This window comes from Shewanella sp. Shew256 (genome assembly GCF_002196695.1).
Lineage (GTDB): Bacteria > Pseudomonadota > Gammaproteobacteria > Enterobacterales > Shewanellaceae > Shewanella > Shewanella mangrovisoli.
Genome location: NZ_NAJR01000022.1, coordinates 43,278 through 54,577, shown reverse-complemented (window position 1 = coordinate 54,577; position 11,300 = coordinate 43,278). Strand labels below are relative to the sequence as shown.

Here is an 11,300-nt window from a genome sequence, read left to right as displayed (position 1 = left end):
ACTTACGCGATGATAAAGGCGTTGAACAAACTCACTGGGCTAGGCATGCCTGAAACTTACCGTGTAGTTTAATATTCAAACGATTATGAGGAGCTTTGCTCGCTGAATCGATTTAGGAAACAAAGCCTTAAACAGAATGTTTTTATACTCAACATCCACATCCCGTTTAGATGTCATAAAAACGGGAACCATATGATATTTGGGGCAAATGTCTCAGGATTATTCAGGGAGTTTTACCATGGTTCAGGCTACAGCAAGACATTTGTTAGTAAGCAGCGAAGAACAGTGCCAAGCACTTAAACAACAGATCCTCGACGGTGCCGATTTTGCGCAAATCGCCCGCGCCCATTCTTCATGTCCATCGGGCGCACAAGGTGGTGAATTAGGTTCATTCGGCCCTGGCATGATGGTGCGTGAGTTTGATGAAGTGGTATTCAGTGCGCCATTAAACGTGGTTCAAGGTCCAGTTAAAACCCAGTTTGGTTACCACTTACTCGAAGTCACCAGCCGCGGTTAATCATCTCCTTGCCGAGACAATGGCAGCGTTTAGCTGCCATTTTTTTAGTTCGTCCATCCATTGGGGAGCCGCTATGCTTGAACTCTATACCGACAGATTAAGACTTCGCAGTTTACAAGAGCAGGATTGGCCACACTTCTTGGCATTACATCAAGATCCTGACATCAATCGCTATGTGCGCATTCCTGAAGCTCCCGAAGTGATCCGGCAAAAGTTTGAACAGCGCTCAGCCACCTGGGACTATGCCTCTGGCGATTGGCTTACACTGGTGATTGAAACCCTTGATAGCGGTGAGTTTATTGGTTTAACCGGTCTTCATTGTCAAAGTGTGGAGGAGCAACGTGCCGAGGTCGGTTATTTGCTGGCGCACGTGGGGCACGGTAAAGGCTATGCCACTGAGAGTTTACAGGCGGTTGTCGATTGGGCCTGTTTGAGTTTGTCTGTCCATAAATTGGTTGGGCACTGCGCCAAAGACAATATCGGTTCGTCCCGGGTGATGGAGAAATGTGGCTTTCAACTTGAAGGCGTATTTCGGCAGCATTTTAAGATAGGCGATGAGTGGCAGGATGAATGCGCCTACGGGCTGCTCGCCGATGAAAGGCAAAGATAAGTTAAATTATCTGCATCCCATGGGACATGCTGCTATAATGCCGCAGGTTTATTTTTTGAGGCGTGTTTAAGTGGCGCAAATTAATCAGTTAGCTTTGTACCCTGGCGAAGATTTTATTGAATTGTACAAAGTATTAAAGGTACAAGGCATGTCGAATGCCGGTGGCGAAGCAAAGCATGTTATTGATGAAGGTTTGGTTACCGTCAATGGCGAAGTGGAAACGCGCAAACGTAAAAAAGTCGTTGCGGGTGACATCGTCAGCTTTAATGGTGAATCGGTTCAAATCATTGCGGCTGAATAAGCCAGATACTGTGGAGTAGGATATGCAATTTCCAGACGACGATAATGGCAAAATGCTGGCTGCGATGGCCGAAGCCGGAATTGACCTCACTAAAGCCCTCGATGTTGATTTCTTTTTAGTTTTCGATGATCAGCGTGATGCTGAATCTGCACTCGAAGAGTTAGCCAACTCCGATTTAGAAGGCGAAGTCGAGCTGAACCTTAACGATGAACTCGGCAAGTGGGAAATCATCGTATGCATCAACATGGTGCCAGACTACGATGACTTGGTTGAGCAAGAAACCATTCTCAATGATTTTGCGGCCGAGTTTGGCGGCATGACCGATGGATGGGGCGTGATGCAACACCAAGAAGGTGATGATGAGTTTATGGATGACGACCATGTTCACGATGAGCATTGCCATCACTAAGCCTATCGCCAGATAAGCCGTTAAAAACCACCGCTTAGGTGGTTTTTTGCTATCTAGGCTTTGTCGTTATCTGACGATTGCCGATATGGGGCAAATAACTCGAGCATCCAATCGATAAAGGCCTGTACTTTTAGCGGCAGGCTAGGGGATTTGGGGGTGAGCAAGTAATAAGCGTATGGGCTGGTAAAAGGCGCTTGAAACGGGATCACCAAGCTGCCATTGGCCAATTGTTCTTCGATAAAGAAGCGTGGGATCAGTGCAGCGCCCATGCCACTGGCGGCTGCTTGACTCAACATATAAAAATGTTCGACGCCAAAGGTTTGCGCCTGCGTGAGCACTAGCCCCACTTTATCCGCCCAATACTCCCACAGCTCTGGCCGTGTGGTGTGTTTAAGTAGCGTAACCTGATTGATGTCTTCGATGCTTTTGAGTTTAGGCGCGAGTGATGGCGCGCACACCAAACACAAGTCTTCATCCATCAGTTTGATGTAATTTACCCCTCTAGGGAGTTGAGTGCTGCTGCGAATGGCGATGTCGTAACGGCCCTGGCTGAAGTCGACGGCAAAGTCACCGATCGAAAGATCCACATACAAATGCGGATGCCGAGATTTAAATTGCTCCATCCGGGGGATTAACCAGTTGATGGTTAAACTGGGTAACACATTGATCGCTAAGGTTTGTGGTCGTGAACCTTGGCTGCGTAAATCGGCTGTGGCGCTTGATAAGGTTTGCAGAGCCGCTTGCACATGGGGCAAGTAGCGTTTGGCTTCGTCCGTGAGTGCGACTTTTTTATGCAGGCGCACAAAGAGGGCAAAACCTAAGAATTCTTCTAATACACGGATTTGTTTACTGATGGCGCCGTGGGTGACATGCTGCTCTTTGCTAGCAAGTGTCATGCTTTGCAAGCGGGCGGCAGACTCGAATGCCCGTAATGCATTGAGGGGCGGCAGGGAAGTAAACATAGGCGTATCCGAATCGAGTAAATGATAGAGGGCATTTAGTGTGAGCTTTACTCACGCTAGCGCGACAATAACTCCTTTGCGTTTATAAGGCAAACGCAGTCTAATGCGAAGCCTTAGCTCCTATTACTCAATAATAACAATCATGGAATTTGAACTGACTCTACAAATTGCGGCATTACTCTTTGGCGTGGCTATGGTGGCGGGGTTTATCGACTCTATCGCCGGCGGCGGGGGATTGCTGACTATCCCAGCGTTAATGTGGGCGGGGTTACCGCCAGCGGTAGCGCTCGGGACTAACAAATTACAGGCCTGCGGTGGCAGCTTCTTTGCGAGTTTGTACTTTGTGCGTAAGGGATTGGTCGATTTGAAGGCCGTTAAACTGTCCCTTATCTGTGCCTTTGCGGGCGCCGCCTTAGGCACGATTCTAGTGCAGTTGATCGATGCCAAAGTACTGGAGTTAGTCTTACCCTTTTTAATCCTCGCCATTGGTTGTTATTTCCTGTTTTCGAAAAAGATTTCGGAAGATGACCGTCATCAAGTGTTAACACCTACCGCCTTTGCCTTTACCGCCGCGCTCGGTGTGGGTTTGTACGATGGCTTTTTTGGCCCTGGCACAGGGAGTTTCTTCGCGCTGGCCTTTGTGACTCTTGCCGGTTTTGGTCTGGCAAAAGCGACGGCACATGCCAAGGTGTTAAATTTCTCGACCAATATCGCTTCACTTATCTTCTTCACCTTGGGTGGCAAAGTGATTTGGGTGCTTGGTTTAGTGATGCTTGCAGGACAGGCAATCGGCGCTACTTTAGGTTCGCGCTTAGTCGTGACTAAAGGCACTAAGATCATTAAGCCATTAGTGGTGACTATGTCCTTGGCCATGAGTGTGAAACTGTTGGCGAGCCAATATCACCTGTTTTGATATAGCCGCTATCGTATTTGACTCTCCCTTGATAAGGCCGATTGCCTATTTGTGCTGCATAGTCTCATGAGCACAGTTTTTGGCCTTATTGCTGTAAATCTCCTCAGTCCCTTGGTATTCGCTATACTCCGCAGCAATGTTTAGGATAACCTAGCATTTTTAAAGCGTTTTTAGGAACAATAGACTGTGTTATTGCCAAGCGTTTGCACCGGAAACTTCACAAGTTAAACGGTAAGCACCCACGCGATAGAATCGGCTTAGTATCCATTAAGGTTTAGCAACGATGAGATTTATCCATACCTCTGACTGGCACATTGGCCGCCAGTTACACAATCAATCACTTTTAGAAGACCAAGCCTACGTGCTTGATCAAATTGTGGCATTGGCAAAGCAGCACTCTGTCGATGTGGTGATTATTGCCGGGGATATTTACGATAGGTCGATTCCACCTGCCAGCGCCGTGGCTTTGCTCGATGAGGTGCTTAATCGCCTCATCACCGAGTTGGGATTACAAGTGTTGATGATTGCCGGTAACCACGACGGGCACGAACGCTTAGGCTTTGCGGCCAAACAAATGGCGGCAAGTGGTTTGCACATTATTGGGCCACTACAGGCTGATTTAACGCCGATCCGCTTAACTAGCTCAAGTGGCGATGCTTACTTTTATCCGCTGCCTTACGCCGAACCAGCAACTGTGCGCCAAGTATTTGAGGCGGATGCTAAGGGGCTCAGTATATCCAGCCATGAAGAGGCGATGGCGCTACTGTTAGAACAAGTCCGCTCCCACGATAGCCAAGGGTTACCTAAAGTCGTTGTTAGTCATTGCTTTTTAGATGGTGGCAGTGAGTCAGAATCTGAGCGGCCATTGAGTATTGGTGGCGCCGATAAAATTTCCCCACGGCTGTTTAGTGAGTTTGACTATGTTGCCCTCGGCCACTTACACGGACCGCAATATAAAGGTAGCGAGCATGTACGTTATTCTGGCTCGATTTTGAAATACTCCTTTAGCGAACAGCATCAACACAAGTCAGTCACTTTAGTGGATGTTGCTGCGCAAACTCCAGCGCAGATCCAACTCTTGCCCTTAACGGCGCTGCGCGATGTGCGGATTATCGAAGGGGAATTGGCGCATTTGTTAGAGGTAGGGAAAACCGATGCTAAGCGTGAGGATTATCTGATGGTTAGACTCCTCGATAAACACGCCATTTTAGATGCCATGGGCAAACTGCGTAGTGTCTATCCCAATGTGCTGCATCTAGAACGCACAGGATTAATGGCGGGCGAACAGGCCGTCGCACTCAATCGTGACCATATCAAAAAAGGCGAAATGGCCATGTTCCGTGATTTTTTCAGCCAAGTCTCTGGCGAGGCGCTGAGTGATGCGCAGCAAGCGGTTATGGATGAGATTTTAACTAAGCTTCATAGGGATGAAGGGGATAGCGTTGGATCTACTCGCGTTGCAGCAAAAGGGGACCAATCCGCATGAAGCCACTCACGCTGTCAATGTCGGCCTTTGGCCCCTTCGCCTCGATTCAAACCATTGATTTTACCGAACTGGGGGATAACCCCTTATTCCTGATCAACGGGCCAACTGGTGCGGGCAAGACTACATTGCTCGACGGAATTTGTTTTGCGCTCTACGGCAAAACCACTGGTAACGAGCGCGAAGGCAGTCAGATGCGCTGCGATATGGCCGATGATAACTTGCTTACCGAGGTGACTTTTAGTTTTCAATTAGGCTGTACGAGTTATCGTATTCGCCGCGTCCCCGAGCAGGAAAGATTAAAGAAAAGCGGTGATGGCTCAACGGTACAAAAGAGTGAGGCTCAGCTGTATAAGATTGCCCCAGACGGCAGTGAAACCCTTATCGTCGCCAGTAAAGTATCAGACGCCACGGCCGAAATCGAGGCTCTAACTGGCCTAGATGTGGAGCAGTTCCGCCAAGTGATGGTGCTCCCGCAGGGGAAGTTTCGCGAATTGCTGATGGCCGACTCTAAGGCGCGTGAGCAAATTTTTAGCCAGCTATTTCAAACTCATATTTATAAACGCATCGAAGATACCCTAAAAGTCAAGGCGGCGGATATTCGCAACCTTGTCAAAGAGCAGCGCGCCCGCCGTGACGGTATTTTGCAAACGGCAGCACTGACATCCGATGATGAACTTGCCGCTGAGTTTAGTCGCATTGAACCCGAATTCGCGGCGGCGACGGCGGCAAAGGAGCAGAGCGTTGCGGCGCATTTAGCGGCATTGAAACAGCGTGATAGCGCGCAGCAACTCTTTGCTGAATTTACTCGATTAGAGGAATTGCAGGCTGAGGCATCTCGCCTTAATGAGCAACAAGGGAAGATTGCAACCCAAACGGCACGGCTTGACATCGCCAAGCAAGCACTGCGTATAAAACCCTTATTAGATAACGCCTTGTCGCGGGAGCAAGAAGCGAGTCTCGCCGCCACTCAGCGCGATAGCGCGCAGTCGACACTCGATGCTGCTAAGCTCGCACTCGCTCATGCTGAAACCGCGGCGCAGGAAATCATTCCCCTCGAACATAAGTTGCGCGACCTTGAGCAGCAACACAGTCATCTCAGTGCGTTAGTGCCACAGCTGGCAGAGTTTGCCAGCCTTGAACAAGCTTTAGCGCAGGCTAAAGAGATACTACAACATACCAAATTGCAGGGGCAGGAGAGTAAAAATGCGCTTGCAGCTTTAGTTGAGCAGCGCAGCCATTGTGAGGCTCAACAGCCGCAACAGCAAAGTGAGCAGCAACTTGCCACTGCGCAGGCGCTGCAGCAACACTGTCATATGCTCGAGCAGTTCAAGCAGTGGCAACAAATATGTGCCAAAGTCGCGCATACTCAAGGAGTTCTTGAGCAGGTCGGCTCACAAGGAAAAGCGCTTAATACCCAATATCAAGAAGCCTCAACGGCTTATAAATCTTTGCAACTGAAGTGGTTTCAAGGTCAGGCAGCCATTTTAGCTAGAGAGCTAAAACCCCATGAGCCATGCCCAGTTTGTGGCAGTTCGGCCCATCCTCAACCCGCGGTGAGCCATGAGGATTTACCAACCGAACTGCAATTGCAAACGGCGCAGGATGCCGAGGCCTTGGCGCTCGATAATCTCAATAAAGCGCGGACAGAATATCGCGGGCTGCAAAAGCAATTAGATGCACAGCAACAGCAGGCGAATGAGCTGGCAACAGCCCTTGGTGATAAGGTTGAGTTGTCGCTCGAATTCCATCGCCAAACGTTAGACGAACTGACACTGCAATCGAAACAGGCTGAGGCTGCGGCGCAAGCGCTACAGCAGTTGCAGCAACAGATCAAAACCTTGCAACAGCAAGAGTCGACATTGACGCAGCAACTAGAACTTGAGCGTGAGCGTTACCGTGAACAAGAAGGCAAAGTCGAGCGCTTATCGGGTCAATTTGCGGAAAAAGCGCTGCGGATCCCAGAAGAATACCGAAAACTGGAGGTATTGAATCAAGCGATTGCGAATAACCAGCAGCAACTCGAGCAGATAAAACGTCAGATTGATGCATTGAGAGCCGCGCAGCAGCAGGCGGCGCAGCAGAGTGTGGCGGCGCAAACGGCATTATCGGCGGCGATAGAGCGTTGTAATGCTACGGCAGATCTGCAGGCGCAAGCACAGCAGGCGCTGCTGACGGCGCTGGATAACGCAGCCTTTACCGATAGAGATGCATTGCGCGAGGCCTTGTTAACGGATGAACAAATGCAGGTGCTGGCTGAGGGCATAGAGACCTATCATAGGCAGTGCGCCCTAAATCAGTCGCAACTGACTCAGCTTAAAACAAAGTTGAGCGAGTCGACATCACCCGATCTTGATGCCTTAGAGGCCTTGCTCACTGAGCGACTCGAACAGCTTAAAACGGCGGAAGAGGTATGGAGTCAACTCAACACTCGGCTCACCCTACTTAACAATACCCAAACTCAGCTGGCGATTGTTGATCAAAAGGCCAAATCCCTTGAGGATGAATACGCTGTGATTGGCACTTTGGCCGATGTTGCCAACGGTAATACGGGCAACAAAATTTCACTGCAACGCTTTGTGCTTAGCGTATTGCTCGACGATGTGTTACTTGCGGCAACGCAGAGGCTGCATTTAATGAGTAAGGGGCGCTACCGATTATTGCGCAAGGAAGACAGAGCTAAGGGCAATAAGGCTTCAGGGCTGGAGCTTGAAGTTGAGGATGCCTACACCTCTAAAGTGCGTCCCGTGGCGACCTTAAGTGGTGGTGAGAGTTTTATGGCGGCCTTGTCGATGGCCTTGGGCTTATCGGATGTGGTTCAAGCCTACGCGGGGGGGATAAAACTCGATACCTTATTTATCGACGAAGGCTTTGGCAGCTTAGATCAGGACTCACTCGAACTTGCCATTCGAACCCTGATGGATTTGCAGTCGGCAGGCAGGATGATTGGGGTGATTTCCCATGTGTCTGAAATGAAAGAGCAGATAGGCACCCGAATTGATATCTTGAAAACCTCCCATGGGAGTGAAATCAAGGTGATTTTGCCTTAGTGTGACTTAAGTGGAGAAGTATTAGCTTAACACTTTGTTTTTATTGAAATGACAAACGAGATTTTGCGCTATTTAACATCTATATACAGAACACACAATCGGTTTAAAGTGCTAACTGACGCATGTTTTTAGTAAATAGTGCTATAAAAGTGCAAAATAGCGTTTGTCATAATCGGTTTTTTGGGATAAGTTGACAAAATTCGGGCTTCCCCCTGTGGGACTGGTTCAAAAATATAACGCAATAACGATAACAAAAGGTGAAAGCGTTGCAGACAGGTAAACCCAATTTGGCTAATTTTCCGCAAATTCGTTTGCAGAATTTATCTTCAGCCCATAAAAATATTCTCCTAGTTGGTGGTTTATTAATCGGTGCGGCGATGTTAATGCCGAATGCCAACCATGTGGTTCCTACTGCTCAACGTATTCCCGTCGCGCTCGATCTTGAGACGATTTTGCCACAGGTTTCTGAGCCTGTTGAAACGGCTCCAATTGTCGATAATACCCCCCATTTTGAACGTGTTATTGCTTCCGGCGATACCTTAAGTGCTTTATTTTCTAAAGCCGGTGTTGATCAGCAAACCATGTATAAAGTATTAGAGGCCGACTTAAACATTCTGGCGCTTGATACCTTATTACCCGGTAACCGTATTCAATTTTGGCTGGATAATGAAGGCCAACTGCAAAAGTTAGAACTGTATTTTAACGCTGCCCGCCAAGTGGTATTTACCCGTTACGAAGATGGCAGCTTTAACGTTGAAGAAATTAACGTTGAAGGTGTATGGCAAAACCGTATTGTTACTGGCGATATTAAAGGCTCATTCTATGTTTCGGCGCAAAAAATGGGTTTAGCGGCGGCCGATATTCAGCGGATTGAAGATTTACTCAAAGAGAAAGTGAATTTTGCTCGGGATTTACGTGCGGGTGATAAATTTTCTGTTTTGGTAAATGATCAATATGTTGAGGGCGAAGCAACCGGAAGCAGCCAAATATTAGGCGTGAGCATTAAAACGGGTCGCTCCGAAATTAGTGCATTCCAACATACCGATGGCAGTTATTATGATGCGAAAGGCCAAAGCTTAGTGCGTGCCTTCCAACGTATTCCGTTGGCAAAACAACCACGCATGAGTTCTCGTTTTAACCCAACGCGTAAACATCCTATTACTGGCCGTATTTCACCACATAACGGTACCGACTTTTCAGTGCCTATTGGTACTAAAGTTATTGCCCCTGGCGATGGTGTCGTAAGCTTAGTCACCGATCACCAATTCGCGGGTAAATATATTGTGATTGAACACGGTGGTAAGTACCGTACACGCTATTTACACCTTTCTAAAGCGTTAGTGCGTAAAGGTCAGAGAGTGACTCGTGGCCAAGTGATTGCTTTATCAGGCAATACAGGACGTTCTACCGGTCCACATTTGCACTATGAATTCCATGTTAACGGCAAGCCAGTAGATCCAATGAGAGCCGATATCCCAATGGCGAGCCAATTAGCGAATCAAGAATTACGTACCTTCACCAATATCGTGAAGAGCCGCCAAGCGTTAATGAATTTAGGCTAAGCCATTCATTAATCCGCGCGAACCGAATATAAAAACGCCGATGAATCTGATGTCATCGGCGTTTTTATTTGCGCTGCGTTTAGTATAACCGCTGGAAAACGCGGTGTTCATCAACATACAAGCTTAATAGGGTTGGTATTGGGACCAATCAGGATTGAGCTTTACTGCTTTAATAAGTGATGGAGAGAGTGAAGTAGGCCGAATTAACACGCATATACATAACTGAAAGGATAAAAGTAGATATCGTCTTAGAGATGTGTCAGTGCCGAAATAAGCGAGTCACATGGCTTTATGCTAGCTAGTGTGTATTGAGTTTGATGGATTACGGCTAATAAGTCGTCAACTCAAATGAATTAACTGGCCTGACGTTTCTGCATTGCCTTTAACGCACATTTACACAGGCGACCTTTTAAAGCTGGACAACCACCGCAGGGGGATTTTTTAAAGGGACGAAGTGCAAAACTGCGTTCAGTGGGTAATGGACGGATACGCTTAATAACGGCGGATGCTAAAAATTTAGCATCATTCGCGGCACTAAAATGGGCTTTAGCTAATTTAAGTTGTTTCTTGCGGGCGGTCTTATCGAGGGTTTGGATCTGCTGTTTTACCAGATATTCGGACAATAATTGGCTTAAGTATTTACGTTGCTGTTTTTTATTTTGAGCATGAGTCGTATGCATTATTGGCGTATTTGCCGAATAAAGGTTTTGCAATTCAACAGGGCGATTGGATTTTGCCTGCTGCTTTTGCAGTTTCTTGGCCTGTTTGTTACACCACTTTTCTAGCTTTTTACCAATCTTTTGCTTTTTCATACGACTTTTTTACACGACTGAAGTGCGGTAACGGATAAGACAGATTCATTCTAAATGAAAATTATTATCAGTCAACTGTGCGTGATAAATCGATGAGTAAAATGCGAGCCTAGTCGAATAAGTTTGTTTAGTTTGAGTAGGGCGATTGATTAGCGTCGATACAGGTTAACAGTAAACGCAGAGCGAATTCGAATTGATGGTAATCGGGCTCCATATAAGTACACAACTTATAGAAAGCTTTATTATGATCCTTCTCTTTTAAGTGGGCGAGTTCGTGTACAACCACCATTCTGAGCAAGGGTTCGGGGACGCGCTTTAAACGTGAAGAGATACGGATTTCGTTCTTAGCCTTGATTTTATTCCCTTGCACTCTGGAGACGTAAGAATGTAAGCCAAGTGCATGATGACTCATGCTAATTTTATCATCGAAGATCACTTTCGACAGGGGAGAGGATTGGCGTAAAAACTGATTTTTTATCCCTTGGGTATAGTCATAGAGGGCTTTGTCGCTGCGGATCTCGTGGACTGTGGGATGACGGCGCAGCAAAACATCCGCAAGCTTTCCACCTTCGAGTAGTTGCTGAACTTGGCGTTGGATATCCGGACTATAACCGCTTAAATATTTTAAGGTTTGCATTGTTTCTAGCTGTGGGAAAACGAGCTTAGCGCTACAGCCGCGCT

At 47.5% G+C, this 11,300-nt stretch carries 11 protein-coding genes; 8 read left to right on the top strand and 3 right to left on the bottom strand.

Features of this window, described 5'->3' with window-relative positions:
* Nucleotides 1-238: 238 nt before the first annotated feature.
* From B5P39_RS23020 to B5P39_RS23005, 4 genes are all read left to right on the top strand, one after another.
* Nucleotides 239-517, top strand: coding sequence for a peptidylprolyl isomerase (locus B5P39_RS23020; protein ID WP_011623210.1), 279 nt, complete (start codon nt 239-241; stop codon nt 515-517).
* 73 nt (nt 518-590) lie between these two features.
* On the top strand, nt 591-1,127 hold the full coding sequence (locus B5P39_RS23015; protein ID WP_088213068.1) for a GNAT family N-acetyltransferase: 537 nt from the start codon (nt 591-593) through the stop codon (nt 1,125-1,127).
* Nucleotides 1,128-1,197: 70 nt separating this feature from the next.
* Nucleotides 1,198-1,428 (top strand): RNA-binding S4 domain-containing protein, encoded by a 231-nt coding sequence (locus B5P39_RS23010; protein ID WP_011623208.1) that lies wholly within the window; start codon nt 1,198-1,200, stop codon nt 1,426-1,428.
* 22 nt (nt 1,429-1,450) lie between these two features.
* Complete coding sequence (locus B5P39_RS23005; protein ID WP_011717512.1) at nt 1,451-1,837, top strand: ribonuclease E inhibitor RraB; 387 nt, start codon at nt 1,451-1,453, stop codon at nt 1,835-1,837.
* Nucleotides 1,838-1,890: 53 nt separating this feature from the next.
* Here the strand turns inward: B5P39_RS23005 and B5P39_RS23000 are convergent, their stop codons facing one another.
* Entirely contained in the window at nt 1,891-2,799 is a 909-nt protein-coding gene (locus tag B5P39_RS23000; RefSeq protein WP_088213067.1) for a LysR family transcriptional regulator, read from the bottom strand.
* A 142-nt stretch (nt 2,800-2,941) separates the two neighbouring features.
* Here B5P39_RS23000 and B5P39_RS22995 point away from each other — a divergent pair, with 142 nt between their 5' ends.
* The 4 genes from B5P39_RS22995 to B5P39_RS22980 all read left to right on the top strand — a co-directional run bounded on the left by B5P39_RS22995 (nt 2,942) and on the right by B5P39_RS22980 (nt 9,807).
* A complete protein-coding gene (locus B5P39_RS22995) occupies nt 2,942-3,712 on the top strand; it encodes a TSUP family transporter (RefSeq protein ID WP_176400025.1) in 771 nt (256 codons plus the stop codon).
* Between the two features lie 283 nt (nt 3,713-3,995).
* Nucleotides 3,996-5,198, top strand: a complete 1,203-nt coding sequence (locus B5P39_RS22990) for an exonuclease SbcCD subunit D (RefSeq protein WP_088213065.1) — start codon at nt 3,996-3,998, stop codon at nt 5,196-5,198.
* On the top strand, nt 5,195-8,245 hold the full coding sequence (locus B5P39_RS22985; protein ID WP_088213064.1) for an AAA family ATPase: 3,051 nt from the start codon (nt 5,195-5,197) through the stop codon (nt 8,243-8,245). Before B5P39_RS22990 ends, B5P39_RS22985 begins: the two co-directional genes overlap by 4 nt.
* 266 nt (nt 8,246-8,511) lie before the next feature.
* On the top strand, nt 8,512-9,807 hold the full coding sequence (locus B5P39_RS22980; RefSeq protein ID WP_088213063.1) for a peptidoglycan DD-metalloendopeptidase family protein: 1,296 nt from the start codon (nt 8,512-8,514) through the stop codon (nt 9,805-9,807).
* Nucleotides 9,808-10,160: 353 nt separating this feature from the next.
* Here B5P39_RS22980 and B5P39_RS22975 read toward each other — a convergent pair whose 3' ends face one another.
* Both B5P39_RS22975 and B5P39_RS22970 read right to left on the bottom strand, forming a co-directional pair.
* Nucleotides 10,161-10,619 (bottom strand): hypothetical protein, encoded by a 459-nt coding sequence (locus tag B5P39_RS22975; protein ID WP_088213062.1) that lies wholly within the window; start codon nt 10,617-10,619, stop codon nt 10,161-10,163.
* A 127-nt stretch (nt 10,620-10,746) separates the two neighbouring features.
* Nucleotides 10,747-11,256: a M48 metallopeptidase family protein gene (locus tag B5P39_RS22970; protein ID WP_088213061.1), complete on the bottom strand. Its 510-nt coding sequence runs from the start codon at nt 11,254-11,256 to the stop codon at nt 10,747-10,749.
* Between the last annotated feature and the right edge of the window lie 44 nt (nt 11,257-11,300).